The 24,537-nt window shown below is 40.3% G+C and carries 28 protein-coding genes; 13 read left to right on the top strand and 15 right to left on the bottom strand.

From position 1 onward, the window contains the following. Positions 1 to 172 precede the first annotated feature (172 nt). Both ABJD64_RS08060 and ABJD64_RS08055 read left to right on the top strand, forming a co-directional pair. Entirely contained in the window at positions 173 to 1,225 is a 1,053-nt protein-coding gene (locus ABJD64_RS08060; protein WP_348180263.1) for a bestrophin family ion channel, read from the top strand. Positions 1,226 to 1,409: 184 nt separating this feature from the next. Further along, positions 1,410 to 1,820, top strand: coding sequence for a nuclear transport factor 2 family protein (locus ABJD64_RS08055; protein ID WP_348180262.1), 411 nt, complete (start codon positions 1,410 to 1,412; stop codon positions 1,818 to 1,820). A gap of 23 nt (positions 1,821 to 1,843) precedes the next feature. Here ABJD64_RS08055 and ABJD64_RS08050 read toward each other — a convergent pair whose 3' ends face one another. The 4 genes from ABJD64_RS08050 to ABJD64_RS08035 all read right to left on the bottom strand — a co-directional run bounded on the left by ABJD64_RS08050 (position 1,844) and on the right by ABJD64_RS08035 (position 3,825). Beyond that, positions 1,844 to 2,071: a hypothetical protein gene (locus ABJD64_RS08050; protein WP_348180261.1), complete on the bottom strand. Its 228-nt coding sequence runs from the start codon at positions 2,069 to 2,071 to the stop codon at positions 1,844 to 1,846. Between the two features lie 202 nt (positions 2,072 to 2,273). Further along, the gene (locus tag ABJD64_RS08045; protein WP_348180260.1) at positions 2,274 to 2,474 is read right to left on the bottom strand and encodes a hypothetical protein; all 201 of its coding nucleotides are present in this window, start codon (positions 2,472 to 2,474) and stop codon (positions 2,274 to 2,276) included. 11 nt (positions 2,475 to 2,485) lie between these two features. Continuing rightward, positions 2,486 to 3,454, bottom strand: a complete 969-nt coding sequence (locus tag ABJD64_RS08040; RefSeq protein WP_348180259.1) for a sodium-dependent bicarbonate transport family permease — start codon at positions 3,452 to 3,454, stop codon at positions 2,486 to 2,488. Positions 3,455 to 3,459: 5 nt separating this feature from the next. After that, on the bottom strand, positions 3,460 to 3,825 hold the full coding sequence (locus ABJD64_RS08035) for a hypothetical protein (RefSeq protein ID WP_348180258.1): 366 nt from the start codon (positions 3,823 to 3,825) through the stop codon (positions 3,460 to 3,462). A gap of 93 nt (positions 3,826 to 3,918) precedes the next feature. On the opposite strand from ABJD64_RS08035, the gene ABJD64_RS08030 reads away from it, so the two are divergent. After that, the gene (locus ABJD64_RS08030) at positions 3,919 to 4,845 is read left to right on the top strand and encodes a LysR family transcriptional regulator (protein ID WP_348180257.1); all 927 of its coding nucleotides are present in this window, start codon (positions 3,919 to 3,921) and stop codon (positions 4,843 to 4,845) included. Between the two features lie 92 nt (positions 4,846 to 4,937). Here ABJD64_RS08030 and ABJD64_RS08025 read toward each other — a convergent pair whose 3' ends face one another. The 10 genes from ABJD64_RS08025 to pdxA all read right to left on the bottom strand — a co-directional run bounded on the left by ABJD64_RS08025 (position 4,938) and on the right by pdxA (position 12,541). Further along, entirely contained in the window at positions 4,938 to 5,855 is a 918-nt protein-coding gene (locus tag ABJD64_RS08025) for a M43 family zinc metalloprotease (RefSeq protein WP_348180256.1), read from the bottom strand. Positions 5,856 to 5,958: 103 nt separating this feature from the next. Continuing rightward, positions 5,959 to 6,315, bottom strand: a complete 357-nt coding sequence (locus ABJD64_RS08020; protein ID WP_348180255.1) for a hypothetical protein — start codon at positions 6,313 to 6,315, stop codon at positions 5,959 to 5,961. Between the two features lie 3 nt (positions 6,316 to 6,318). Next, positions 6,319 to 6,873: an inorganic diphosphatase gene (locus ABJD64_RS08015; RefSeq protein WP_348180254.1), complete on the bottom strand. Its 555-nt coding sequence runs from the start codon at positions 6,871 to 6,873 to the stop codon at positions 6,319 to 6,321. A 71-nt stretch (positions 6,874 to 6,944) separates the two neighbouring features. After that, positions 6,945 to 7,940 carry an alpha/beta hydrolase gene (locus ABJD64_RS08010; RefSeq protein WP_348180253.1) on the bottom strand — a complete coding sequence of 332 codons (996 nt, stop codon included), beginning with the start codon at positions 7,938 to 7,940 and terminating at the stop codon, positions 6,945 to 6,947. Positions 7,941 to 8,022: 82 nt separating this feature from the next. Continuing rightward, the gene (locus ABJD64_RS08005; RefSeq protein WP_348180252.1) at positions 8,023 to 8,697 is read right to left on the bottom strand and encodes an NAD-dependent epimerase/dehydratase family protein; all 675 of its coding nucleotides are present in this window, start codon (positions 8,695 to 8,697) and stop codon (positions 8,023 to 8,025) included. Positions 8,698 to 8,703: 6 nt separating this feature from the next. After that, the gene (locus tag ABJD64_RS08000) at positions 8,704 to 9,702 is read right to left on the bottom strand and encodes a hypothetical protein (RefSeq protein WP_348180250.1); all 999 of its coding nucleotides are present in this window, start codon (positions 9,700 to 9,702) and stop codon (positions 8,704 to 8,706) included. Positions 9,703 to 9,733: 31 nt separating this feature from the next. After that, positions 9,734 to 10,171 (bottom strand): hypothetical protein, encoded by a 438-nt coding sequence (locus tag ABJD64_RS07995; RefSeq protein WP_348180249.1) that lies wholly within the window; start codon positions 10,169 to 10,171, stop codon positions 9,734 to 9,736. A gap of 67 nt (positions 10,172 to 10,238) precedes the next feature. Beyond that, entirely contained in the window at positions 10,239 to 10,823 is a 585-nt protein-coding gene (locus ABJD64_RS07990; RefSeq protein WP_348180248.1) for a redoxin family protein, read from the bottom strand. Positions 10,824 to 10,899: 76 nt separating this feature from the next. Next, positions 10,900 to 11,505 carry a 4'-phosphopantetheinyl transferase superfamily protein gene (locus ABJD64_RS07985; RefSeq protein WP_348180247.1) on the bottom strand — a complete coding sequence of 202 codons (606 nt, stop codon included), beginning with the start codon at positions 11,503 to 11,505 and terminating at the stop codon, positions 10,900 to 10,902. A 4-nt stretch (positions 11,506 to 11,509) separates the two neighbouring features. Then, positions 11,510 to 12,541, bottom strand: a complete 1,032-nt coding sequence (gene pdxA / locus ABJD64_RS07980; protein ID WP_348180246.1) for a 4-hydroxythreonine-4-phosphate dehydrogenase PdxA — start codon at positions 12,539 to 12,541, stop codon at positions 11,510 to 11,512. 207 nt (positions 12,542 to 12,748) lie between these two features. On the opposite strand from pdxA, the gene rsmA reads away from it, so the two are divergent. Genes rsmA through ABJD64_RS07960 form a run of 4 tightly spaced genes read left to right on the top strand, consistent with a single transcriptional unit; the run spans position 12,749 to position 16,455 of the window. Then, positions 12,749 to 13,534 carry a 16S rRNA (adenine(1518)-N(6)/adenine(1519)-N(6))-dimethyltransferase RsmA gene (rsmA, locus tag ABJD64_RS07975; protein WP_348180245.1) on the top strand — a complete coding sequence of 262 codons (786 nt, stop codon included), beginning with the start codon at positions 12,749 to 12,751 and terminating at the stop codon, positions 13,532 to 13,534. Then, complete coding sequence (gene mgtE, locus ABJD64_RS07970; RefSeq protein WP_348180243.1) at positions 13,527 to 14,891, top strand: magnesium transporter; 1,365 nt, start codon at positions 13,527 to 13,529, stop codon at positions 14,889 to 14,891. Before rsmA ends, mgtE begins: the two co-directional genes overlap by 8 nt. 3 nt (positions 14,892 to 14,894) lie before the next feature. Then, positions 14,895 to 15,842: an NAD(P)-dependent oxidoreductase gene (locus ABJD64_RS07965; protein ID WP_348180242.1), complete on the top strand. Its 948-nt coding sequence runs from the start codon at positions 14,895 to 14,897 to the stop codon at positions 15,840 to 15,842. Further along, complete coding sequence (locus ABJD64_RS07960) at positions 15,835 to 16,455, top strand: hypothetical protein (protein ID WP_348180241.1); 621 nt, start codon at positions 15,835 to 15,837, stop codon at positions 16,453 to 16,455. The genes ABJD64_RS07965 and ABJD64_RS07960 overlap by 8 nt, the downstream gene beginning before the upstream one ends. 11 nt (positions 16,456 to 16,466) lie before the next feature. Here the strand turns inward: ABJD64_RS07960 and ABJD64_RS07955 are convergent, their stop codons facing one another. Further along, the gene (locus tag ABJD64_RS07955) at positions 16,467 to 16,829 is read right to left on the bottom strand and encodes a cupin domain-containing protein (RefSeq protein ID WP_348180240.1); all 363 of its coding nucleotides are present in this window, start codon (positions 16,827 to 16,829) and stop codon (positions 16,467 to 16,469) included. Positions 16,830 to 16,893: 64 nt separating this feature from the next. Between ABJD64_RS07955 and ABJD64_RS07950 the strand changes: the two genes are divergently transcribed. The 6 genes from ABJD64_RS07950 (at position 16,894) to ABJD64_RS07925 (ending at position 24,414) form a co-directional block, all read left to right on the top strand. Continuing rightward, complete coding sequence (locus tag ABJD64_RS07950) at positions 16,894 to 18,801, top strand: ATP-dependent DNA helicase RecQ (protein WP_348180239.1); 1,908 nt, start codon at positions 16,894 to 16,896, stop codon at positions 18,799 to 18,801. A 177-nt stretch (positions 18,802 to 18,978) separates the two neighbouring features. Next, complete coding sequence (locus tag ABJD64_RS07945) at positions 18,979 to 20,763, top strand: HAD-IIIC family phosphatase (protein WP_348180237.1); 1,785 nt, start codon at positions 18,979 to 18,981, stop codon at positions 20,761 to 20,763. 333 nt (positions 20,764 to 21,096) lie between these two features. After that, a complete protein-coding gene (locus tag ABJD64_RS07940) occupies positions 21,097 to 21,714 on the top strand; it encodes a TylF/MycF/NovP-related O-methyltransferase (protein WP_348180235.1) in 618 nt (205 codons plus the stop codon). Further along, positions 21,711 to 22,463 (top strand): polysaccharide deacetylase family protein, encoded by a 753-nt coding sequence (locus ABJD64_RS07935; RefSeq protein WP_348180233.1) that lies wholly within the window; start codon positions 21,711 to 21,713, stop codon positions 22,461 to 22,463. Before ABJD64_RS07940 ends, ABJD64_RS07935 begins: the two co-directional genes overlap by 4 nt. A gap of 185 nt (positions 22,464 to 22,648) precedes the next feature. After that, positions 22,649 to 23,200: a hypothetical protein gene (locus ABJD64_RS07930; RefSeq protein WP_348180231.1), complete on the top strand. Its 552-nt coding sequence runs from the start codon at positions 22,649 to 22,651 to the stop codon at positions 23,198 to 23,200. A 41-nt stretch (positions 23,201 to 23,241) separates the two neighbouring features. Beyond that, the gene (locus tag ABJD64_RS07925) at positions 23,242 to 24,414 is read left to right on the top strand and encodes a DUF4249 family protein (RefSeq protein WP_348180229.1); all 1,173 of its coding nucleotides are present in this window, start codon (positions 23,242 to 23,244) and stop codon (positions 24,412 to 24,414) included. Positions 24,415 to 24,537 lie beyond the last annotated feature (123 nt).

Raw genomic sequence — 24,537 nt, 5'->3', positions numbered from 1 at the left:
AGTTGTACTGCACTCATAATCGTAAGAACCGGAGGCGTGGTTTCAGTTTTTTTGAATTAACTCTCCTGGCCAACGTTATAAATTCTCTATTCTTTAATGATGTGATCATCAAAAATGAGTATTAGTAAAGCAAAAACCTTACTTTTAAATACAAATAAAACTGCAGACAGGCATGTATCTAAAAAAGACATATTCAACAGTTCAAATGGCGTGGTGGACTCGTTTCGAGTCCATTTTCTTTGTGGGGATTATTACGGCATGGGTGAGTGCTTACCATTTTTTCGATTTGACGTGGCTAAAAATTCCATGGACACCGTTAGCCTTGATTGGTACTGCCGTGGCTTTTGTCATTGGTTTTCAAAACAATGCATCCTATGGCAGAATTTGGGAAGCACGTCAAATTTGGGGAGCCATCGTGAATACCTCAAGAACTTTTGGTATGTTCGTCCAAGCTGTGATCAACAATGAATATACCGATCAGCCCATGAGCAAAGAAGAATTACAGGGAGCGATCAAATCACTCACCTATAGACACATTGCATGGATGACTGCCTTACGACATGCAATGAGACAGTCCAAACCGTGGGAAACCGCTGTGCAGCATAAAACAAATCAAGAATGGGCCAGCCCTCCAGAATGGGATACGACGCTTGAGGAGGATTTGAAGCCCTATATTTCTGAAGAAGAATACAAAGAGATTCTAACAAAAGACAATAAGCCCACGGCGCTTTTGTATATGCAATCTGCCCATCTCCAACAACTGAAAGAAAAAGGTGCAATATGGGAATTTTCCTTTCTGGAATTAGAGGGTATGCTAAAAGACCTTTTCACGCATCAGGGTAAGAGTGAGAGGATCAAGAATTTTCCTTATCCCAGGCATTTTGCTACATTGAATCACTTCTTCATGTGGATATTTGTATTGCTTTTGCCACTTGCCATGGTGCCGCAGTTTTTGGAAATTGGCCATGAACTTGCAACTGGCTATCCCTGGATTAGCAAGTTGTTCATTTGGTTTTCCATTCCTTTTTATACCATAGTAGCTTGGGTTTTTCACACCATGGAAAGAATAGGACGAACTGGGGAGAATCCTTTTGAAGGCACGGCCAATGATGTACCCATTTCTACCATCGCCAGAGGAATTGAAATTGATTTAAGACAAAACTTGGGCGAGGCAAAGGACGAAATCCCCAAGCAGTTTGAAGCGAAATTCGATACGCAGTTTTAGGTGGAGCAGCCAATTCTTTTGTTGCAAAAAAAGATTTATTGTTTTTGATAAGTTTTGAACTTCTCAGCGCAAATGTTGTTCGTTAGTGTAGCACTGTCATGAAAATTTGATGTTGTGCTTGTGTTAGTATTGGATCTACATGTTAGAATCAACTTCTAACCTCATTAGAAAACGTATAACTATCATGGAACAAAAACACCCATTACCACCATTCAATTTAGAAACCGCCAAGCAAAAAGTGCAAATGGCGGAAGACGCCTGGAATACCAAGAATCCGGAAAAGGTTTCTTTGGCGTATACAGTAGATACCGAATGGAGAAATAGAGACCTTTTCATCAACGGTCGTGAAGAGGTAAAGTCTTTTTTGAAGGAAAAATGGCAAAAAGAGTTAGACTACAAACTCAAAAAGGAACTCTGGACTTTTGCGGATAATCGAATAGCCGTTCGTTTTGAATATGAATTTCACAACAAAGAAGGGCAATGGTTTCGAGCTTATGGTAATGAAAATTGGGAGTTTGATGAAAATGGCCTGATGAGAAAAAGGTTTGCAAGTATCAATGACCTGGCCATAAACGAAGCTGATAGAAGATTATAGCAAATCCCGAACTAGCGAATAGGTCAGTTCTTGCCTTCCTGATTGAGTTCTTTTTGCAATTCTTCTAGTTTAGGAATATCGGCATCTAGGCTTTCCTTCATTTGCTCCACCTGTTCGATTGGAGCTTTATCAAAATTACTGGGGTGCATATAAATGGCAGACTGCGTAGTGTCTGCATTTCCCCCTTTGATAATCATATAACCTAGAATGGAAAGACCTAGGATGGATAGAATGATTGCGAATGTTTTCATAGTATCTTTTTGAGAGGTGGAGATACAAAAATTTCACCATTGTCTATAGTAAGCCAAAATGACAGCTATTTCAGGATTCAGAACTCCAGATCACAAGTACTTTGGCAGGACAAGCTGAATTCAGAACAAGTGAGGGCACCACCGTTTGGCGGCACCCCACTTGAAACTAATTAAACCTCAAACATTGCCTTTAATTTTTTGGTTAGGCTCTTGAATGAATGGCATCGGCAAGAAGAGCAAAGCTCGCAATAGCCATACCTAACGCAGCTCCGATTTTCAATCCTACTTCAATAAGAAACCAGCTTTCTTCATGACCGAAGATGGGTGCTATCTCGATGCTTGCGGTAATGCCTATACCTCCACCAAGCAACAGACCAATGAATAATGTTCTTACCTTTTTCATTTTATTTTACATTAGGAATTCATAGCAATAATTGAATAATAGAAAGGTATCCCTATCATCACATTGATTGGAAAGGTGATACCCAAAGCCATGGGCAGATATAGCCCGGGATTGGCTTCCGGAATGGCCTGCTTCATAGCTGCCGGCACAGCTATGTAGGAAGCACTGGCACCCAGGATGGCGAATAAAAGCTGGTTACCAATCTCATTGGTAACCAGCATGCTTATCATTAAGGCAAGAAGGCCATTGATAAAAGGCATAAGACTTGAAAAAAGAAAGGGATACAAGCCCTTATCCATTATACTTGATAATTGCTTGCCGCTAGTAAGTCCCATGTCCAATAGAAACACTGCTAAAAAGCCTTTGAAAATATCTGTTGTGAAGGGTTTGATCCCGTGTGCTTGCTCTGCTGAGGCCATGTAGCCGATAACCAAACTGCCCAGTATTAACAGTACGCTGCCATTGGTGACCGAGTGTCTCAAAATGTTGGTCAGGCAAGAATTGCCCTTTTCGGTACCGCTTCTAAAATAATTAACCAGAAGGACACCAACGATAATGGCCGGAGCCTCCATAATGGCCATTACGGCAATCATATGGCCGCTGAAACTAATTGTTTCAAAGTCCAGAAAAGAAGTGGCAGTGACAAAGGTCACTGCACTCACAGATCCGTAAGAAGCCGCGATGGCACCCGCATTCTCAATGCTCATTTTTCTGCGTAGCAGTAAAAAAGAGGCTATGGGTATCAAAGCCGCCAAGAACAATCCAAGTCCCAGGCTATAAACGACTTCTGAATTCATACCACTATGGGAAAGCTCTTGTCCTCCTTTAAAACCGATAGAAAGCAGCAGATAAATTGAAATAAACTTCGAACTGTTTTCAGGTATATGAAGATCGCTTTTGATCTGAACCGCAATGATTCCCAGTAGAAAAAATAGTAGGGCTGGATTGGTGATATTCTCAATGAGTGTTTGCAAATCCATGTCCGTCAGTCCGTGATTTTCACAGTAAGGGTTTTCGTGTATTGAATTCTTTTTCCCAATTTTTCAGCTTGCAATATGAAACTGTGCAAGGTCATTTGTGACAGTCCTTCTACCTCAAGGGTATGGCCTTCGACCCACTCTTTTTTTGATAAGCTTTCTCCTTTACTTTTTATTGTGCTATCAAGCAGCTCATACAGTGAAGATGCATTTTTCCGTACATCATTTTTCAATTGTGCAGGCATGGGACTGGGATGGTCATGAGATGATTTTAATCTGATGGAAAGTTCCTCCGCTGTTTGGGTATCCGAGAATACCTCAAAATGATTTGCACTTTTTTGCTCTTGTTCTAATGGTTTAGTTAATACTTTCATGACGTTTTTGTTTGTTGATCTCGAAGCGAAGCTAGATATTTGTATTCATAAGTTTTTATTTAATATTTTTATGTAAATCATTAACTAATAGTTATGCATTATACTTTTCATCAACTTAAGGTATTTCTGAAAGTGGCTGATTGTCAGAGTATTACTAAGGCTTCCGAAGAGCTGCATTTGACTCAGCCGGCTGTTTCAATCCAGTTGAAAAAATTACAAGACCAGTTCGAAATTCCATTAACCGAGGTCGTTGGAAGGCAACTCTACGTCACAGATTTTGGAGAAGAAATAGCAAGACGAAGTCGTAGGATTCTCGAAGAAGCAGAGGGGATCAAATACACTATTGATCAATATAAGGGTTTACTTACTGGCAAAATTAGGATCTCAGTGGTCTCTACAGGAAAGTACGTGATTCCCTATTTTCTTAAACCCTTTATGGATCTACACCCTGGAGTGGATATATCTATTGACGTGTCCAATAAAAACAAGGTAGTAGATGGACTGATCAAAAATGAATCTGACTTTTCACTTGTATCGGTGCTACCCGAGGCAGTCAAAATCGATAAAGTTGAGTTGATGGAAAATAGATTGTATCTGGTCGGCCACAGCGAATTTTTGAATAGAGTTAAAAAGCCAAAAGATCTCGGAAAAGTCACATTGCTCTACAGAGAACAGGGTTCTGCCACGCGAAAGGCCATGGAGCAATACATTGATGAAAATAAAATAGTTGTGGGGAAATCCATGGAGTTGGTTTCTAATGAAGCGATCAAACAGGCAATTAATGCAGGAATAGGATTATCGATAGTTCCGTTGATAGGATTAAGGACTGCCTTGAAAAGAGAGGAAATCCGGATCTATCCACTCAAGGGATTGCCAATTATTACCAATTGGAATCTGGCTTACCTAAAGGACAAAGAGCTGACTCCGGCACACCAGGGACTTATCAAATTTATGGAAGCGAATAAACAAGAAATAGTCAATAAGCATTTTGATTGGGCACTCAATCCTTTGGATGACTAGTCATTTTGAAGAGGATACCGCAAAAAGTAGAGGCAGGGTTTAAGATGAACCTCTCCAGATCTAGGCACAGTCAATTGCTAAAAGAAATAAGTTTACTGAGAGTTTTCCAATCCGGGAGAAGTCAAAAGAGAAGTCCTCCTGGGACTTTTTTCCAAAACGTAGTGTATTCGTTCGATCTGGTCATTCGTAAATACGTTCATTACATAATCAGGCGTATAGTTCATATAATTGGCAATCATAACTTCTTCCCCGTTACAGCCCAAGTAGGACTCTTCTTTTGTTACCTCATGATCTACGGCTGGAGTATCTTCACAATAGTCATTGCTTTCACACACTCTATTTCCCCAAGTGTGTAGAAGGCCCAAATAGTGCCCCAACTCATGTGTAAGGGTCCGACCTAAATGATGTCCACCCTCTATTTTTGATTCGCCAAAATGAGCCCAGTTGATAATAATTCCCTCGGCACCTCCTGGAAGAGGCTTTTGAAACAGATCATCACCAGGAAGATTAGAATCAGGACCTGTAGCTTTCCCTAGCAAAACGTTTGCGAAGTTGTCCGGGTAGGGTACCACCCAAATATTGATGTAATTTTCGGATTTCCAATAGCTCAAATATGCATATTGCTCAAATTCAAATTTGGGCACATCGTCCGGGATTTCATCCACTCCATATTTTACCCTTATGATGCCAGTCGTGGGATTTCCTTCAGGATCTTGTTTGGCTAGAACAAAGGCTATTTTTGAATCTCCACCATCGGGATGATTGTTGAAGCCCGGGGTGTTGGTTTTTCTTTTAAAATCTTCATTAATGATCTCTATTTGCCTTTTAATACGTTCATCTGAAAGGTTTGTGCCTTCACCAATTGGCTCTCCTTGATGAAGTACATGTACAACCAGGGGAAGCACAAAAATATCGTCTGCAGGCTCGTCAGGTTCTAAATCTTTTGAATCTTCTGAGCAAGAAAAAACAGTAAATAATATGAAGTACAGGAGGGCTCTTTTTGCATTCATTATCAACACTTCACGCAAAATTTAGATTAAGGTTTTGCTTCTTGATGCTATGTAATAAGAGTCCTGGGATTTGAGTTGACCGATCTGGCGTAGGGTGTACATCTCATCTCCCATTCTTTTTGCGGTCAATATACTCATCCATTCGAGAAAGTAGACGCCACCATTCTGAGCCGTCTTCTCTATAGACACGGATGGCTCCGGCACGAACCAGGATTTTGCGAAGCTCGTCATCTTCGAATCCACCCAGGTGCTTTTGAAGTACGTCAAACGAGTGGTCGATATGACTCTTATGACTCAAGAAATGCTTGGCAGTCTCTTCTGCCATGAAATCCGTCTTATAGGTTTCCTTTAAGATTTGTAGATTATGGCTGAGTTGTTGTCGCTGGGTAAAGTAAGTGATGAGCCCGCCGAAGGCGGTGCCAATCAGGGCGGCTAGTGTTGGGAGTAGGATTTCGGTCACGGTTTAGTCGGTATATTGAGACATTAGTTTTTTGTAATCCTCCATGCTCTTGAGGATAATTTCTTTCGCCGTGGAGGCATTTTGAAACTCTTCTACCTCTACCGTCTTGTGCTCCAGCTTCTTGTAGTCTTCGAAGAAGTTTTTCAACTCCTTACGAAAATGATCTGGCAGTTCTGAAATGTCGTTGATGTGATTCACACTCATGTCATTCTCGGCTACAGCAATAATTTTATCATCCGCTTCACCACCATCCAGCATGCGCATCACCCCGATGACCTTGGCAGAAACAATGCACAAGGGTACAATATTGATTTGAGAAAGCACCACGATATCCAGGGGATCCTTATCATCACAATAGGTTTGTGGTATAAAACCATAGTTGGCTGGGTAGTACATGGCTGAGTACAATACACGGTCCATCATCAGAAGGCCAGATTCTTTGTCCAGCTCATACTTGGCCCGAGTGTTTTGAGGGATTTCTATGATACCATTGACAATATCAGGAGTATGATCACCTACGGTTACTTTATGCCATGGATTACTGGGATATATTTTCATTGGAGACAGTCTATTTATAAAAAAAGACAAAGTTAATAGCTGAATCTTTAAACCTTGATTCTTTATGCTAATTAGTTGATAATCGAGGCATCTTTTCGTAGTTCTATCCGCTGGTTTTCAATGAAATTGAAAATCCAATCCTGGACGTCCGATTTTTGAGAATCATCTGCTCCAATGAATGCATGGTTGGTATGCTCCAGAATGTGCATTTCGTTTTCGACTTCCAGGCTATCCAACAGCAGTTTCAATGAAGTAGACTGGTCGAGCGGGACAATCTGATCCTTATTGCCATGAATGATAAGCACCGGAGGCAAGTTCTTCTTTAGATACGTCACCGGAGAATAAAGATCGGCGACAGTTTTGGTTTTCTCTAAATCCTCTTCCGGATCAAAGCCAAATACCTTGTTGGCCAGATTCAAATGTTGATTGATAGGCTTGGGGAGCTCTTTGATCATGGCCATTAGGCTATCCAAACTTTCAGAACGATAAAGTTTATACAAATCGTTTGGCCCGTATATGTCGACAACGTAGTCAAGTGCCGTTTTTTCGTGGGTCAAGCCAAAGTCTGATGGATTCGAAAACACATTCATCATGGCGATGTGAGCACCTGCCGACTCACCCATAATGCCAAAGTAGTCCAGATCTAGGTTGAGGCTATCTGCACGATCACTAATCCATTGGATGGCATCAAATCCGTCGGCAATACAGGTGGGAAAAGGAGATTTGCCGTTCCTGGCCAGTGTGTATTCGATACTGATTATGGTATATCCATGGTCCCGCAGTTGATTAACCGCCCCATTGACACGATTGGTGTTCATGGACTCCTTTCTTCCGGCAATCCATGCACCACCATGAACGAAAAGTACCACCGGAGATTTTTCATGAACAAGCTTGGTCGGGTGATATATATCCAGTGAGAGATCGCCTTTGTAGGTTACACCGTAGGATATTTGTCCTTTGGTAATAGGCGCATCGTTGGCATAGAAAAAATAGACAAGTCCCGTCGAGATGATCATGAAGAACAGGAGGACTGAAACCAATAAATATTTAGCTACTTTTCGTCTCATTGAGTACTACATTTTACAATTTTCGTTACAGTTTAAAATATTTCACCGCTAGAAATATGTGACTATTAACCAAAAAGGTTGTTTAGCTTTTCGAAAGTTCAAGGATGCCCTTTGGTCTGATGATCTTTTCATCATAACCCCTTAATGTTGCGTTGATCATTGCCTGACCAATTTGCGTGGTGTTCACCACACTGTTTGGGGCGAGTAGCTTCATGAGTTTGACCAACCACATGAAGTAATCATACATAAACTGATACACTTTGGTTTTAGATTTGATGCCTCGAAGAGGAATAATCGCTCCGGGTCTGAACATGAAGGCCTGCTTAAACCCCAGGCCAAGTAGGTCATTTTCAGTCTTTCCCTTAACCCTGGCCCACATAGTTCTGCCTTTCTCGGAAGAATCTGTACCCTCTCCAGAAACGTAGATGCAGGTCATTTCGGGATTCTGTGCCAATAGAGTTTTAGCCAAAATAAGCGTAAAATCGTAAGTTAGTTCCTTGTATTTTTCTTCTTTCAGTCCGCCAGCACTGACTCCCATACACAAGTAGCAGGCGTCATATCCGGTTAGTTCGTGCTCGACGTTACCAAAGTCCAAAAAGTCAGTATGAATCAATTCCTTCAGTTTGGGATGATCAAGGCCCGTAGGTGTTCTCCCAATTACCAAGACATGATTTATAATCTGATGATCGAGACATTCGAGTAAGACACCCTTTCCCACCATACCTGTGGCTCCTGTTATGATTACTTTTAGGCCCATGGTCGACTATTTCTGTTGCCCATTGTTATACTCCCGGATGAAAATCGAGGTGGCTTCTGCCAATGTAGCTTCACGATTCATATATGGAGTAAGATGTTTTTCCAACAATGGAAAGTATTTAGAGAAGACCCGATTCCTTTCCATATAGGTGACTGGGTAATCTATACCCTCGGCATTTAATAGGTTTTTTGCAATCTGTCCGGTGAAGTAAAATAAATAGGCATGCCAGAGTTGGCGAGGCGGTTTGATGTTTTTAGACTCTGCATAATCATTTATGGTACCACCTACGAAATAGGAGCCGGGTAAGATCAGGTGATGGGCGGATTCGTGAAAGAGAAGTTCTATCCAATTACCTTGGACTTTGTTTTCACCTACGGCATTCATGACCACATGTGTGGGAAATAAGGAGGTATAAGGTCGGTTCCGTAGATTCCATTTGGAAGCTTTGGCAACATACGTCAGATCCACTCGGATTTTGGTGAATTCCCAAAATTGACGAGTCAAGGTAGTGATTTGATCCACATAATCAGATTCTACTTTGCGAAGCAGGCTTATGTTGTCTGCAATCACTGATTGACAGACACTTTGATGTTCAGGCCAAAAGTACTTTTGATAGACTGGGTGCACTGACTGAAGCATGGCCACATGGGATTGGAAAGTTTCCGGAATATTATCATCAAGGGATTCGTCTTGTGTAATGATCCATTCCTTGAAGTTGCTCATATAATCACTCGAACGAAGATCTTCTTGTACCAGGTTTTTTTTGTAATAATTTAGCGTTTCGATCCAAATTTTCAGATCCTTTTTTTGTAGCCTGTGAGTTACCAGAGTACTGTCTTTCTCTACATTCATGAACGCTTCAAGCCATAGAAAATGATGAGCGTTGATCCAATAGTTGATATGGAATTCATAATACTTAGAGGTGTCTGATGGCGCAGGGCTTTGCGCGGAAAGTATTGATGAAAGCAGTAAAAGGTTGAAGAGAGTCAGGGAGATGGATTTCATAGTATGTTCTAGTATATCATTGCCTTTAAATTTAATTTATTCCGGTGATTATTGGGGCTGAGGAAAAATCCTCACCTAAAATCGGATTTCCATTCAATCTACTTAACATAGAAATTTGCCCTATGTGGGTCAATAGGTCGGAAAGAGGTCCTTGAATCAATCTTTTAGCATAGTTGACCTCAATTTCTTCGCCGGCAATCACATGGTCGAACTTTTTGATTTCACTATTAAACCTTTCTATTTCTGAGGTTAAATCAAGTTTTTCAGGCTGCCGCTTATCGTATTTTTCTTCAATTATGAAAATGCGTGTCGCGTTTAGTACATGATACATATGGTTGATGATTTCCCTGGGCGTTCTACTTTCCTTGCCTGCGCAAAAATCACCAAAACCTGATCCTACTTTCTCTACTGCTTTTTTAAATCTATAGGAGATGGTTGATAGCGTATGTCTTAGTAACTCGTTTTTCATTTTGTAACCTGTGTAGTTGTTCAACCAAATCAATGCGATTGTCGAACGAAGTTATAAGAAAAATCGCTTATCGAATCCTACATCCCACCGGACGTTGATAGGGGGTAGTTATGGCTTGATTCGCCAGTAGGTTATTCAGAGTCATTCGTACATAGTTCTTGCGTGCAAGAGATTCTGACTGTGGGCTGTCATCAATTGCACCTTGATACACTTTTCTGTAGCCTTTAGAGGATGGCGTTAAGATAATCACCTCAGGGTTTTTCTCAACATTCATGGATTTTCTAACTACCTGGTTTTGATCAGCGAAGTAGAGTACATTATCATTAATGGTATTGGCCTCAGCTTTCATATGAACCAGAGTTTCCTTGTTTGCTGGATCAGAAGCATTTGCATTTACCAAAACAAAGCGCACATTTTGATCTTCATACTGCTTGGATAAGGCAGTGACTCTATTCTTGTAGAGTTTGGCGTAAGGGCAGTGAATACTTGTGAAAACCAGTACCACTGCAGTATGAGATTTGAAAGTATCCATAGATATTTCACTCTCAGTCAGCACATTGTATAAGGGAAGGTCTTTGCTGATAAAGGATTGACCAACACAATAAGAACGAGCCACCAGGGCTAGCAGAGTCAGAGATAGTTTGGGATTCATAACAGGTGTTTGGTGTTTTGAGGCTGCCACTTTAAAGATAGAAACTTTATTTAGTTTTCATCAGGAAGCGCAAATATCAAACGTTATAAACGATGAAATATTCTAAATAATACTCATAATTAAGTATATAATTCTCAACGGCACGATCTGCAGTTACTTGTGCTTTTATTTCTTCCCCGCCAATTGCTAGTACGGCGAGTTGTTCAGCAAAAATCAGGCGCTTACGACCATAAATTTTGTAAAGAGCTTCTTTAGTAGACCAATGGAGGCAAAGCTTGTTCAAGTCTTCACCACAAAACTCTAATTCTTCTTTATTTAAAAATTTATGTTTGATTTTTAAAAGCTGCGATCGCGCTGATTCTATGTCGATACCGCAGGGTGTGTTGGGGTGCAGAGCACATGCCACCATGGGATAACTGTGCGATATAGATATGTGGTAAGCAGAATCGATCAAATAAGGTTTTCCGAATTCATCCTTGTGAATGCCATGAAAGGCAATGTTCATTTGCTCGCACATCTCTCTTATAAGTTGTCGTGAGGCGAGAAACTCCATTTTTTTCTTTGGATGAAGGTGTTTCAGGTCAGAGCCGTGCTGATTGATAAGATCCTGATCCTCAAGTTCAACTTCAGCCAGTCCGGTGCATATAGAGCCTGGTTTGGATTTGATCCAATGAATACGCATTTATCTAGTCCTCCTTATTTTCTGATCTACAGTTGGCAATGTCTAGTGCAGCAAAAATTGCCGTGCGCATGGAGCCTTCGTCTGCCTGATCTTTGCCTGCAATGGCATAGGCTGTGCCGTGATCCGGTGAAGTTCGTACAAAAGGAAGACCTGCTGTGAAATTTACACCGGTCGAAAAAGTTAGGCTTTTGAACGGGATCAGGCCTTGGTCGTGGTACATGGCCAGTACCGCGTCGAACTTGCGATGTTCGCCCGACCCAAAAAAGCCATCGGAAGGATACGGTCCCATCACAATCTGACCTTTAGATTTGCATTCTTCGATAGCCGGCCGGATGATGTCGATTTCTTCCTTTCCCAGCAACCCATCTTCACCAGCATGTGGGTTGAGTCCCAGAACAGCTATTTTGGGTTTGTTGATGCCAAAATCCTGCTTGAGAGACTTGGCCATCAGCTTAATTTTTTTGATAATAGACTCTTTGGTAATTGCCGCAGCAACCTCTTGTAGAGGTATATGTCCTGTGAGAACACCAACGCGCATGGAGTCGGACACCATAAACATCAAACTCTCTTTAGAGCCAGCTTTTTCGGCCAGATATTCTGTATGTCCAGCGAACTTAAAATCCTCACTCTGGATATTGAGTTTATTGATTGGAGCAGTAACTAATGCATTAATTTTTCCTTCTGCCAAGTCCTTTGTGGCAGCCTCTAAAGATTTGAAAGCATATTTACCTCCAATAGCATTGTCTTGGCCAGGTGTGATATCTACCATCTCCTGCCAACAATTGATCACGTTTACCTTTCTGTGATATGGCTTGGACAAATCATTGATAGGTGAGAAATTAAAATTATCCCGATTCAGTTGCTTTCTATAAAACGAAAGTACTTTTGCCGAACCATAAATAATTGGTGTAAGGTGCTGGGTGATTTTGCCATTTTCTAATGCTTTAATGATCACCTCTGGTCCGATGCCATTGATGTCTCCCATGGTGATGCCAATAAGTGGTTTTTGTTTTTGGCCTTTAGATTCTTTATCCATGTCTGATGTCAAAATTTTATAATCAAATTCCGTTATTTTGGAATCGAGATCATCTACATTTAGGTATGTATTGAATTAAAAACTGATTGCAATTTACTCGGAATACATGATATACTCACATAAAAAACCGGACAACCGTTTTGCCTAATAAATTAAAGAATTTAGCCCAAATATAGTTCCTGTTAAGATCAAATTATTGAATGCACTATGGCCGGAGTAAAACCCAAAAAACAATTAGGACAACACTTTCTGAAAGATCAGAACATTGCCAACAATATCGTTAAAGGGTTGTTTGACGTGACCGATCCTGACTGCGTACTGGAAGTTGGGCCTGGTACCGGCGTACTCTCTGACCTAATGGTAGACAAATCTGATTTGAAAAAACTGGTACTCATGGATTTGGATAGAGAGTCTATCGACTACCTCAAAAACAGATACATAGGCAGTGAGGTTGATATTCAACATGCCGATTTTCTAAAGTGTGATTTTAATGCCATGTTCGGTGATCATTCGCTTAGCATCATTGGAAATTTCCCATATAACATTTCGTCTCAAATATTCTTCAAAGTTTTGGACAACAGAAACCGCGTAGATTATGTGGTTGGTATGATTCAAAAGGAAGTAGCAGATCGGATAGCCTCTAAAGAAGGAAATAAGACCTATGGTATACTAAGTGTGTTACTTCAGGCATATTACGATATTGAATATTTGTTTACCGTACCTCCCCATGTCTTCAACCCTCCTCCGAAGGTAAACTCCGGCGTTATTCGCTTGAAAAGGAATAACGTAGCTCGTTTGGAATGTGATGAAGTTCTCTTTAAACGGGTGGTTAAGGAAGGATTTCAAAAGCGACGTAAAACCTTGCGCAACGCCTTAAAAGGGCTAAATTTGCCCGAATCCGTCGTTCAGCTTGATGTGCTCAACAAGCGGGCGGAACAGCTATCTGTAGCCGATTTTGTTGATTTGACTAAACTGATAGAGGGTCATGATTGAGTATATGGAATTTGAATTGTCCAAAGAATATCTGGACCGTTTTACCCAGGCGGTAGAAACGGAGGAGGTGGACTTTATCAAATCCACCCTCGAAGGAGTCAACCCGGCAGATATATCGGAGTTGATCCGAGAGCTCAATGCTGAACACACCAAGTTTGTCATTGATCAGCTTGATGTAGAAATTGGAGCAGAGATCATTGTGGATTTAGAGGAGGACCGTAAGGCTAAATTCCTTGAAAACTTCACAGCTGATGAATTGGCCGGATTTGTAGATCAGATGGACTCCGATGATGGAGTGGACGTGATCAATGAGTTGCCAATTGAAAAACGTGAAGGTGTACTTGCCTCTGTAGAAAATCAAGAAAAGGCTGGATACATCCTGGATTTGCTTCGATATGAAGAGGATGTAGCCGGAGGGTTGATGGCCAAGGAAATGATTCGGGCCAATCTAAATTGGACGATTCAGCAGTGCATCGAAGAAATAAGAAAACAAGCAGAGAACGTAGAGAAGATCTATTCGGTCTATGTGGTTGATAATGAGGAAAAGCTACTTGGAAGAGTTTCCTTAAAGAAAATTATTCTCTCGGAACCAGATGTTCTGGTAGCTGATATCTATGATGCAGACATCGTATCCGTGGGTACTAATGCCGAAGAAGAGGAGGTTGCTCTCACCATGCAGAAGTACGACCTTGAGGCTCTGCCGGTAGTTAATGTCAAAGGCAAACTGGTTGGGCGAATTACCATTGACGATGCCATAGATGTCATGACAGAGCAGGCTGAGGAAGAACGTCAGATGATGGCCGGTATATCCGGAGACGTAGAGGAGGATGATACCGTTTGGGTATTGTCAAAAGCCAGGTTACCATGGCTAGTAATAGGCTTGGTAGGAGGATTGTTGGGAGCTAAATTCATAAGCCTTTTCGAAAGAGATATAGCGCTCATTCCAGCCATGGCCTTCTTTATTCCTCTGATTACGGCGACCGGCGGAAACGTCGGCATTCAATCCTCATCCATCGTAGTACAGGGTTTAGCGAGTTACAATGCCTTCGAGGATTCATTGTTTCAGAAGATGGTGAAAGTGCTTTTTGTGGCCGTGGTCAACGGCATTATTCTCGCCCTAATCGTATTTGGGATCGTTATTTTTTCCACTTCGGATCAAGCCATGGCCGGAACTGTAGCTATCGCACTCTTTAGTGTGGTGCTTTTGGCTTCTTTTATGGGTACAATCACTCCACTGGTATTGGATAAAATTGGTATAAATCCAGCAATGGCATCAGGCCCTTTCATAACCACCGCCAATGACCTACTTGGTTTAACAGTTTATTTCCTTGTTGCACATTTTCTATACGGTTTTTGATCTATGTCTAATAGGCGCATCCTGATTATCGATGAAATGCACAAAAGCATTTCCCCACTTTTGAAACAAGTAGGTTTTGTACCGTCTTATTCACCTCATATTACTCGAGAGGAGATTATTCGGCTTAAAGAGCAATATGTAGGTTTTGTGGTAAGAAGTAAAACAACGATAGATAAGGCATTGCTCGATGGGCAAAAGCAGCTGAAGTTCATTGCTCGGGCCGGGGCTGGGATAGACCAATTAGATGTTTCGTACCTGGAGAATAGAGGTATTGAAATTCTAAATGCACCTGAAGGCAACAGAGACGCTTTGGGAGAACATGTGCTTGGGATGTTGCTTTGTCTGGCCAACCATCTGCGACATGCAGATATGGAAGTTCGAAACAAAGTATGGGATCGTGAGGGCAATCGAGGCTTTGAAATTGGGGGCAAGACCATTGGACTACTTGGGTATGGTCATATGGGTACCGCAGTAGCTGAGAAGCTGGCAGGATTTGGCTGTCGTGTAATAGCTTACGACAAATACAAGAAGAACTATGGAGATTTGTATGCAGAGCAGGTGGCCATGGAAGATATCTATGAGCAAGCGGACATTTTTAGTTTGCATGTACCTTTGACAGACGAAACCAGAAACCTCGTAGATCTGAAATATTTGAAGCAATTCAAAAAGCCCATTGTATTCATTAATGCTGCCCGTGGAGAGGTGGTTCCACTCCAGGATTTACTGCAAGCCATGAATGAGGGTATTATTCGCCTGGCTGCATTGGATGTCTTGGAAAATGAAAAGCTCAGCTTCCTTACTGATCAACAGGCGGTCAATTTCAATAAGCTCATCAAAGATGATCGTGTATTGTTGTCCCCGCATGTAGGCGGCTGGTCTTTTGAGTCATATCAGAAGATTAATGAAGTGTTAGTGGATAAAATCAAAAACATAAACTTCAGTGATGGATAAAAAGAAGAAACCATGGATTGGGAAATTACTGATGGAATTTGCTTCCGTTGTTTTTGCCGTCTTGTTGGCATTGGGGTTGAATCATTGGCGTGAAGCCGAGGCTGAACGAAAGGTTGCTGAGAAGGCTTTGATTAATGTTTTTTTAGAAGTTCATATTAATCAAAAGGACGTAGCGAATGAGATTACTACCTATAGCGAACGGATTGAAGAGGTTCGGGTCATCAAGGATTTGTTTGACAACCGAGAGGGAGAGGACATAAGCTATTCGCTGGGTTTTAATCTCCCCTTGTTGAGCAACTCTGCGTGGAATGTCGCCAATAACACTGGGGCAATCAAAGATTTCGAGTTAGAGCTTCTAATGGAGCTCTCAGATATTTATGCTTTTCAAGAGATGTATCAACGTAATGGCATGGACTATTTGCAAAAAATGAATAGCGTGGAATACAAGAAAGAAGCGAATGCAGCTGCCATTTTGGATTCCAACTATGGTCAATTGAATGCCTATAGGAGTTGGAGCGAGCAGCTTTCAGACATGTATCTTGAGTTTTTGAAAAGCTATGGTAATAAATATCGGGACCTGCTGCCGGATAGTATACTCACCAATCAGCAATAGATGCCGACCTCCTAAATCCGATCCAGCTCATCCCTGGTCAATTCAGACTCTTTATTTTCACCCGTATTTACAGTAGACGCCGGCTCAAACATGAGCACCCAGGCTTCTTGATCAGCACTTGGCTTGTGCATGACACCATGTGGCACAACTATCATGTCACCTTCATTAAGGGTTTCAGTTCGATCTTCAAACTCAATTTGAATCGCACCTTTGATAACCTGAAAGAGTTCGTCTTCACGATCGTGCTTGTGCATTTCAAATTCACCTTTGAACTTGGCAATTTTAACCAGTTGGCCGTTTAATTCTCCGATAATTCTCGGATTCCAGTAGTCATCGAATAGTTCGAACTTTTCTTTTATGTTTATGCTAGTCATGAGTCTGTTGTTTGTAGGAATTAATCGAGTTATTCGTTTATTTGTTGCATACAATTTAAGCTAATTGGAGCCGGCCAAAAACATACTGAAAAAATATTGGGGTTATGACACCTTCCGACCAATGCAGGACGAGATTATTCAATCCGTATTGGATGGAAATGACACACTTGCGTTGTTACCTACTGGTGGAGGCAAGTCCATTTGTTTTCAGGTACCCGGTTTGATGCTGGACGGTATTTGTCTGGTGATCTCTCCGTTGATAGCGTTGATGACCGATCAGGTGCAACAGCTAAAAAAGAGAGGTGTTTCGGCTGCGGCCGTCACTTCAGGTATGCCTAAACGCGAGATTGATATACTTTTGGACAACTGCGTGTTTGGAAAGGTAAAGTTTCTTTATGTTTCACCTGAGCGACTCAAATCTGATCTTTTCATCGAGCGTCTAAAAAAAATGAATGTTGGTTTATTGGCTGTAGATGAAGCTCATTGTATTTCCCAATGGGGCTATGATTTTCGCCCTTCTTATATCGAAATTTCCACTATTTATACCTGGCTGCCCAATACAAAGAAAATAGCACTTACTGCCACAGCCACCGCAGATGTTACCAAAGACATTTGTGAAAAACTGGAATTCAATGAGCCGGCCGTCTTTCAAAAGAGTTTTGCAAGAGCAAACTTATCATATTCTGCTTTTGAGCTGGAAAACAAAGGCCCCAAGCTGCTTGAAATCCTGAATAATGTAAAAGGGTCTGCCATTGTATATGTAAAAAGCAGGTTAGAAACACAAAATATTGCAAAGTACCTGTATCAGCACGGTGTGTCATCAGACTTTTATCATGCCGGGCTCGATCCGGCGACCAGAAATAAGAAACAAGAAGAGTGGATCAAGAATATCCGTCGTGTGATGGTAGCCACCAACGCCTTTGGAATGGGTATAGATAAGTCAGATGTTCGCGTAGTTGCACATTTGGATGTGCCTGATTCTTTGGAAGCTTATTATCAGGAGGCTGGTCGGGCAGGACGTGATGAAAAGAATGCCTTTGCCGTTTTGCTTTACAATTCCTCTGATCTTTTTCGCTTAAGCGAAAGTGAGAAGCACAGAAACCCATCACTAGAATATGTGCAGCGAGTGTATCAGGCAATTGCTAACTATTTCAAACTAGCTACAGGCAGCAGCCAATGGCAGAGCTATGACTTTGATCTCAAACAGTTTGCTGCTACCTATCAGCTCAACGCTCGCGAAGCACATTTCTGCATTCAGAAGTTGGAAGAAATGGGATTGATTTTATTGAGCGAAAGTTTGAACAAATCCAGCACAGTCAAGTTCGCACTTGATAGTGCCGAGGTCTATAAATTCACCATTTCTAATAGTGGTTATCAGTCACTCATTAAATCTTTGTTGCGTCTATACGGTGGGGGGTTGTACACCGAATTTATGAACATCTCTGAATTTGAGGTAGCTAAGCTTAGCAAATTGGCCAAAGGAGAGGTGATCAAAAAACTGCAACTGCTGGAGCAACAAGGTGTGGTGGTCTATGATCCGATGAAAACCTTGCCCCAGCTTACTTATCTTACGCCACGACTTGAAGTATCCTCACTTAAAAAATACTACAAGGAAGTGGCTCCAAGGCATAAAGTCATTAAGGCAAAAGTAGAAGCAATCCAGGCTTATGCTAAAAACATTGAAGGCTGTCGAACACGCATATTTCAAGAATACTTCAACGAAAAAGCCTACCTCAATTGCGGCGTATGTGATATATGTATCAAGGCCAAAAAACAGGAAAAGCTTATTGCAGCTTTGGACGAAACCAAAAAAGAAATCCTTTCCTTGGTGTCATCGGGCATGGTCTATATCGACGAGCTCAAAGATGCTACAGAGGTAAAAAGTGACTTTGTTTTCACTGAAGCCATTCGCATTTTGGTTGACGAAGGTAAAGTCAAGATGGAAGGGTACGATCGGTTGGTGGTTGACTAATAGTTTCACAAATAAGAAATCCATGGATAAAAAACGGCTGCAAATCAATTGGTAGTAGTGAACTCCTTTACGGCCATATTGGTTAATTGGCATTTTAGCTTTTCATTTTAAATTGGAAGGTAAATAACGATAACTTTGTGATCGTTATTCAATAGTTATCTCCATTGCGGAATAAACATGTACGAAACGGAAGTATACATTAAATCGGTTAAAGAAAATTTGCCCCAAGAAGTTTGGGATGGTTTTTTGAATACCAGTAAGAGAATTGAGCGGAGAAGTATTCTTCATTGGACTGAGCACTGCACAGAATGTTCAATGCCCGAATGTTTTAAAACATGTGATTTGTATTCTGCCAGAATCGACGGGAAGTGCCAGCGCTTTGTAAATGGGATAGAACGAATAGTACAAACTCATGATTCTGATACAATTCAAATATTGAAGATCCAGTTTAAAAAATGGGGAGTACTGTCTACTCAAGGAAATAATGAGCTATATGATTATAAAGAAATTCAACAGAGAGAAAGCCGAGATTTGAAACTGGCTCATGCCATACATATCGCTCAGCCAAAAATTGTAAGAAAAAAATTAAGCCAAAAAAGATATAGTGTAAAAAAGAAAAGAATTATTTACGAACAAAATACTGGAACCGCAATACCAGATGCTTTCCTACTTGAAATTTTTAACCCCTCGGATGGCTTAATCCCCATAGGATTGACTATCCGAAATGACGATGAAAAATATAGTAAAATCCCCTTTCAATACCGTATCGAACTAAAACCTGGATATAACAAAGAAATTATTCCATTTGATGAGATTGCGAAAAGAATTAAGACCGAGTTACAATACCGAATCGATATTACGCCCGAAGATATCAATAGTGAAACCCCACTCTATTTTGGTGTAACAGAATTTGTTCAGTTAAAGGATTACAAAACAGCAGATAACAAGGCCAGAAAAGTTAAATGTGTTGTTTGGGATTTAGACAATACAATTTGGGATGGTATTCTCGTAGAAGACGGAGTTGAAAACCTTGAACTTAAAAAAGGGATCAAAGAAATTTTAATGCAAATCGAGAATAAGGGTATTGTAAATTCAATAGCTAGTAAAAACAATGTTGATCATGCAATGGCAGCTCTAAAACATTTTGGTATTGATGATTTTTTTCTATTTCCAAAAATTTCATGGCTTCCTAAAAGTAAAAGCATCAGGGAAATAGCCTTAGATCTCAATATTAATATTAATACATTTCTCTTTGTTGACGATTCTGTATTTGAAAGAAAGGAAGTGGAAGCGGCTCTCCCGCAGGTCAAAGTAATGGATGCGATACATTACCAGACTATACTGAACTTGGAAGAATTTCAAATTCCGATAACTGATGAGAGCAGGAAGAGAAAGCAGTTTTATGCCACAGAGGCGAATAGAACCAAGTATTCAGACAACTATGAGGGTGAATATTTAGAGTTTCTTCGAGCCTGTAAGATTGAATTAGAAATTAAGCCCTTGGGAAAAGAGCATTTTGAAAGAGTGTATGAGCTCACTCAGCGTACGAACCAGATGAATTTCTCAGGTAATAGATATGCAAAGGAGGACATATTTAAAATCCAGGAGAATATAAACTTGGAAGCTTACATTTTAAAATGTAGAGATCAATTTGGAGAGTATGGAATAATTGGATTTGGCGTTATTGATAAAACTGAAAATCGACTCATTGATCTGATGTTTAGTTGCCGTATTCAGAGCAAAAGGGTCGAACACGCTTTTCTAAATTACATACTAGAACATTATCTTGAAAGGGGCGATTTTTTGGTTACCTACAATCATACCGAGAAGAATAAATTTTCTGCACAAGTCTTTAACGACTTTGGATTTGAAGTAATTTCACAAGAGGAAAATCTTCGTAAACTTAGATTTGAAAAGGGTAAAGAAATTCTTAACGACAACATAATCAAAACAATTGCCTAACACGATAAGAGGTCTCATTGACCAACCGAAATGGAATGGGTCATGACGGAGTTTTAAGAAATAATACGCGACGACCTTCCACGTAAATCATGATAAATTTGAAGTAAAAAAATTACCATTAACTCTCTTATTGTCCAACGCGTCATTTGAAAAATAGGAAGAAGGTTTTCCGACCGCAAAACTAATTTCAATCAAAAGACACTTGACTAGCCTTAAAACTATTATGCATTATAAAAAAGAAATCATATGCCCTTCCATCCTTTTTTAACCAAAACAAAACTGTACGGCCCTTTGAGAAGAATAACTAAACCTTTTCATAGTGTTTTTAAATACATGAATTTCTTAGCTTTTGTGAAAGAAAATAGAGGTTTGGGTGAAATAAACGATTACTATAATAAGTCAGCCACTTACAGCAACAGATTTCAACTTCATGACAAATTGCTCGCAGAGCTTAAAGACAAGACTATTTTTTATTATGAATTTGGTGTAGCTGGTGGAGATATGATCAGGCATTGGTCTTCCACCAACCAGGCGGAGGCATCAAAGTTCGTGGGATTCGATTCATTTGAAGGGCTACCGGAAAGTTGGGAAGGAAAGGGTAAGGGGCATTTTGATCAGAAAGGAAATTTTCCTGATATAAGTGACAATAGAGTCAAGTTTGTCAAAGGCTGGTTTCAGGATACTGTTTACAAGGAATTGTTAAATTGTCAATTCCACGAACAATGCGTATTTCATCTTGATGCAGATTTGTTTTCATCCACACTATATGTATTGTTTCAACTTCACCCCAAACTTAAAAAAGGTGATATTTTGATATTCGATGAGTTTTCTAGTCATGAACATGAATTTGAAGCATTGGAAATATTCAAGCAATGCAGTAATGATGAATGGGAATTCAGGTTTTTAGGAGCCGTAAATAATTATAGACAAGTAGCCTTTATTTTGGAATGAAAACACTGTTGAACTTAGTAAGAAAGAAGATTTCAGATGCTTCATGTTACCATAAGGCTAATATCCCCCCGAAAACAAAGGCTATCAGTTTTACTTTTGATGACGCTCCGAAAAGTGCATTTGTGAATGCGCAAAACATACTTAACGACAACAACAAGAAAGGCACTTATTACATCGCTCTTTCATTCTTAGAATCCAAACCGGAAAACGAAGATTACTTCAACGTTGAAGATTTAAAGAAGTGTGTTACAAATGGACATGAGCTTGGTTGTCATACGTATAGCCATATTCATCTTTACAGTACAAAAGGTAAAGGTATAGTTGAGGCAGAATTGTCAAAGAATAGAAAAGCGCTCCATGAAATTGGCGTTAAAGATGATTTCTTGAATTTTTCATACCCTTTTGGAGAACAGACGAGACAGGCCAAAAAAGTGCTATCCAAACGATTTCTTACATGCCGTGGGATAGACCATGGTATCAATAGAGACCGTGTAGACGCTAATAATCTTAAAGCGATCAAATTGTACGAAAACACTCATTCTTTAATGAAAATATATTCTCTACTGGAAGAGTTTTCGGATAAAGGGGGATGGCTTGTTTTTTACACACATGATGTTGAAACTAATTATTCAAGATTTGGCTGTTCACCAGAATATTTTGAAGCCGTCGTAAAGAAATGTGTAGAATTAGACATTGAAATAAAAACCGTAAAGGAAATGACTCAAGAACTGGGGATAACCAAAAACTGAAGCAATTTAAGTTTTTGCAAGAACGACCTACCACGAACCCTATCTTCTGAGAAGTAATACGCATTTTCAGTCATACAATGTTGAATCATGATTGTGAATTAGCTTGCTAAAACATCAGCCAACCGGTGATTTCATGTCCAAATAATACCTTGGTTTCAGGTCACTACTGATTTTCTCCCAACTCGATGCTCAGTTCCAACCATATAAAGGCAGCCTGTGTCTTAGAAGAAACCTTTAGTATCGACATGATAAAAATTCTTATACTTTTAATGACTCTGCCCTTTATAATTTCTTGCAGTCAGGACGATTCGGATAGCCTTGGAGGCAATCAAAACAAAATTGATGAATTATTGATCAAGTCGTCCAATCAAATAAACGTAGACGATCATATCCTGGAATTACACGCTGCAATTTGGCGCGACTTCATGCCAGTCAGTCCACCCGATGGTAAAAATTTGATTTCTGTCAACTGGCTTGTGAATACAGATTCTACCAACATGCCTTCCGACATCGCCCTTGTAAAGCAGTTTGTTATTCACGAAGACGATATTTGGATCGCTGATTATAGCAGTGAATCCAGTGAAACTGCTGATTATCTTGTAGAGCGAATTTCTCGAAACGGACCCAAATGGGGACCAGATGTTGCAGTTACCGTCATTGCTGAAGTAAAATGTCTTAAGGACGACACTTTCTACTATGTGAGGTTGGATAATCAAAACATTGAGCGAACAGACTAACTCAAACGCTGGAAATCTTTATAATTTTATTGGGCGGTCTGGTGAAGGGTAAAACTGAAAGCCAGCTCTATTTATTAACCCTCGAGATAGACCCAATGAACAACAGCCCTCTGAGAAAGTGCACAATTGCATTTGCTCTGATTTTTCTTTCTTCATGTATTGAACGCTTTGAGTTTAATAGCGAAAGTGAGCCTCCGGTGGTTATTGTAGAAGGTTTCATATCAGACATATCATCTGACGACTATTTGGACTTGTTTGGTGAGCCACGGTTATTTTTTGTGAAGCTAAAGTACGCTGGTGCTGTAAAGAATTTCATTGATGAAACAATTTCCGGAGCAGAAGTACAGCTGATAAGCGATCAAAACGAGCATTGGGACTACACAGAAGATGCTAATGAACCAGGAACTTATTATTTGTACTATTCGTCTTTCCGAAGCGAGCCAAATATTAAATACAAAGTCAATGTTAAGCTTGAAAACGGCGAGGAGTATGAGTCGGACTTTGATCAAATGCCAAGTCAGGATGTTCGTGGAGAAATTAACATAAATGAGACATCAAAATTACAAAAAGTTGTTGTAAGTCAGGAACATGTGATCAGAAGCTTTGTAGGTGTGGATGTCAATATACAAATGCCAGCCTCATCAGAAGATAGTTTTAGGTATTTCCGCTGGGATTTCCATACTACCTGGATGGTAGTAGCTGAATTGGCTTCCCGAAGCGGCCCGTTTGGCGTGTGCTGGATGAGCGAAACATATAATTTGGATGAAAATGTAATCGTCAGAAAAAAGGGTTTGCCTTCAAATATCAACCTGTTTTTTGTTAGAACGACTAGGAACCCGGAAACGAAGTTTGGGTTTGCTGTTGTAATAAAACAACAGGAAATGTCTGAAGAATATTACCAGTTTTGGACTGATTTGCATAATCAGGAGAGCCAAGCTGAATTGTTCGCTCCACCACCATACAATATCCATACTAATATCAATGCCATAGGGCATGAAAGGGGAACCTATGGATACTTTGGAGTGGTCAACGAGGAATATTACATCTGGCATCTGGATAAGAAAGCCCTGTCATATGTCCCTTACTATTTCGATCAGTGCCATGTAGAACCTCCGCTTTCACCAGCTGAATGGTGTAGAAATTGCTTGGGATATGACGGTATAAATAAGGGGGCCGAAATTACCAACATCAAACCAGATTGGTGGACATTCTAATAGAACTCTTTAGCTTTTACAAGGCGACAATTTTAAAATTCTTGTACGGTACCTTCTAAGTGCATGATGAGGTATGCATCTTCAAATTGGTTATGTCCAGATAATAACTATTCCAAAGATGCG

The sequence above is a fragment of the Reichenbachiella sp. genome (assembly GCF_039944555.1).
Lineage (GTDB): Bacteria > Bacteroidota > Bacteroidia > Cytophagales > Cyclobacteriaceae > Reichenbachiella.
Note: the sequence above shows the minus strand (reverse complement) of the source record. Positions and strands in the feature narration are given on the sequence as shown.

What these genes read in the sequence shown, in the direction of transcription:
- ABJD64_RS07965 (WP_348180242.1), top strand. Translation starts at nt 14,895, where the DNA reads ATGTCTAATAGGCGCATCCTGATTATCGATGAAATGCACAAAAGCATT.
- ABJD64_RS08035 (WP_348180258.1), bottom strand. Translation starts at nt 3,825, where the DNA reads ATGAAAGTATTAACTAAACCATTAGAACAAGAGCAAAAAAGTGCAAAT.
- rsmA (WP_348180245.1), top strand. Translation starts at nt 12,749, where the DNA reads ATGGCCGGAGTAAAACCCAAAAAACAATTAGGACAACACTTTCTGAAA.
- ABJD64_RS07990 (WP_348180248.1), bottom strand. Translation starts at nt 10,823, where the DNA reads ATGAATCCCAAACTATCTCTGACTCTGCTAGCCCTGGTGGCTCGTTCT.
- ABJD64_RS08030 (WP_348180257.1), top strand. Translation starts at nt 3,919, where the DNA reads ATGCATTATACTTTTCATCAACTTAAGGTATTTCTGAAAGTGGCTGAT.
- ABJD64_RS07960 (WP_348180241.1), top strand. Translation starts at nt 15,835, where the DNA reads ATGGATAAAAAGAAGAAACCATGGATTGGGAAATTACTGATGGAATTT.
- ABJD64_RS08040 (WP_348180259.1), bottom strand. Translation starts at nt 3,454, where the DNA reads ATGGATTTGCAAACACTCATTGAGAATATCACCAATCCAGCCCTACTA.
- ABJD64_RS08025 (WP_348180256.1), bottom strand. Translation starts at nt 5,855, where the DNA reads ATGAATGCAAAAAGAGCCCTCCTGTACTTCATATTATTTACTGTTTTT.
- ABJD64_RS08055 (WP_348180262.1), top strand. Translation starts at nt 1,410, where the DNA reads ATGGAACAAAAACACCCATTACCACCATTCAATTTAGAAACCGCCAAG.
- ABJD64_RS07945 (WP_348180237.1), top strand. Translation starts at nt 18,979, where the DNA reads ATGTACGAAACGGAAGTATACATTAAATCGGTTAAAGAAAATTTGCCC.
- ABJD64_RS08000 (WP_348180250.1), bottom strand. Translation starts at nt 9,702, where the DNA reads ATGAAATCCATCTCCCTGACTCTCTTCAACCTTTTACTGCTTTCATCA.
- ABJD64_RS07940 (WP_348180235.1), top strand. Translation starts at nt 21,097, where the DNA reads ATGAATTTCTTAGCTTTTGTGAAAGAAAATAGAGGTTTGGGTGAAATA.
- ABJD64_RS08060 (WP_348180263.1), top strand. Translation starts at nt 173, where the DNA reads ATGTATCTAAAAAAGACATATTCAACAGTTCAAATGGCGTGGTGGACT.
- ABJD64_RS08010 (WP_348180253.1), bottom strand. Translation starts at nt 7,940, where the DNA reads ATGAGACGAAAAGTAGCTAAATATTTATTGGTTTCAGTCCTCCTGTTC.
- ABJD64_RS08005 (WP_348180252.1), bottom strand. Translation starts at nt 8,697, where the DNA reads ATGGGCCTAAAAGTAATCATAACAGGAGCCACAGGTATGGTGGGAAAG.
- ABJD64_RS07935 (WP_348180233.1), top strand. Translation starts at nt 21,711, where the DNA reads ATGAAAACACTGTTGAACTTAGTAAGAAAGAAGATTTCAGATGCTTCA.
- ABJD64_RS07995 (WP_348180249.1), bottom strand. Translation starts at nt 10,171, where the DNA reads ATGAAAAACGAGTTACTAAGACATACGCTATCAACCATCTCCTATAGA.
- ABJD64_RS07955 (WP_348180240.1), bottom strand. Translation starts at nt 16,829, where the DNA reads ATGACTAGCATAAACATAAAAGAAAAGTTCGAACTATTCGATGACTAC.
- pdxA (WP_348180246.1), bottom strand. Translation starts at nt 12,541, where the DNA reads ATGGATAAAGAATCTAAAGGCCAAAAACAAAAACCACTTATTGGCATC.
- ABJD64_RS07930 (WP_348180231.1), top strand. Translation starts at nt 22,649, where the DNA reads ATGCTCAGTTCCAACCATATAAAGGCAGCCTGTGTCTTAGAAGAAACC.
- ABJD64_RS08015 (WP_348180254.1), bottom strand. Translation starts at nt 6,873, where the DNA reads ATGAAAATATATCCCAGTAATCCATGGCATAAAGTAACCGTAGGTGAT.
- ABJD64_RS08050 (WP_348180261.1), bottom strand. Translation starts at nt 2,071, where the DNA reads ATGAAAACATTCGCAATCATTCTATCCATCCTAGGTCTTTCCATTCTA.
- mgtE (WP_348180243.1), top strand. Translation starts at nt 13,527, where the DNA reads ATGATTGAGTATATGGAATTTGAATTGTCCAAAGAATATCTGGACCGT.
- ABJD64_RS07985 (WP_348180247.1), bottom strand. Translation starts at nt 11,505, where the DNA reads ATGCGTATTCATTGGATCAAATCCAAACCAGGCTCTATATGCACCGGA.
- ABJD64_RS08045 (WP_348180260.1), bottom strand. Translation starts at nt 2,474, where the DNA reads ATGAAAAAGGTAAGAACATTATTCATTGGTCTGTTGCTTGGTGGAGGT.